Origin of the sequence: Mycobacterium sp. E3298 (assembly GCF_001666895.1) — a bacterium.
Taxonomy (GTDB): Bacteria; Actinomycetota; Actinomycetes; order Mycobacteriales; family Mycobacteriaceae; genus Mycobacterium.
On sequence record NZ_LZJB01000208.1, the window covers coordinates 1 to 751 of the forward strand.

Consider the following 751-nt stretch of genomic DNA (forward strand, 5'->3'; position numbering starts at 1 on the left):
GCGCTGGAAGGTTAACTGCGCCACCGGCCGAGCGTAACGCACATTGTGTGATTTGCATAACGCACGGGACGTGACTTGTTCCGGGCCACGTGAACCATTTCCCGCAGGTAAAGGTGTAACTAGCTATGCACACCATCGCGCTCATCGGATTCCTCGGCGGACTCATCACCGCGATCTCGCCGTGCATCCTGCCCGTGCTCCCGGTGATCCTGTTGTCCGGCGCGAGCGGTTCACGCGGCATCAGTTCGGCCGCGCGGCCCTACCTGCTGATCGCGGGCCTGGTGTGCAGCTTCTCGCTGGCCACGCTGATCGGCTCGGCGCTGCTGACCGCGCTGCACCTGCCGCAGGACGCCATCAGGTGGGCAGCCCTCGTGGTGCTGGTGCTGATCGGGCTGGGGCTGATCTTCCCGCCGCTACAGCACCTGATCGAGCGGCCGTTCGCGTACCTGCCGCAGCGTCAAATCGGGCCCAACACCGATGGTTTCGGGCTAGGGCTGACGCTGGGCGCGCTGTATGTGCCCTGCGCCGGTCCGGTGCTCGCCGCGATCGTGGTCGCCGGCGGCACGCAGTCCATCGGGGCCGGCGTCTTGCTGTTGACCGGCACCTTCGCCCTGGGCAACGCGGTGCCGCTGCTGGCGTTCGCGCTGGCCGGGCGACGCGTCGCCGAACGGGTCGCCGCGTTCCGTCGCCACCAGCGCGTGATCCAGGTCGCCGGCGGCATCACGATGGTCGTGCTGGCCGTCGCGCTGGT

At 68.2% G+C, this 751-nt stretch carries 1 protein-coding gene; it reads left to right on the plus strand.

What is annotated here, in order from left to right:
* Positions 1–125: 125 nt before the first annotated feature.
* A partial coding sequence (locus A9X05_RS09520; RefSeq protein WP_197498985.1) for a cytochrome c biogenesis CcdA family protein occupies positions 126–751 on the plus strand: 626 nt, incomplete at its 3' end.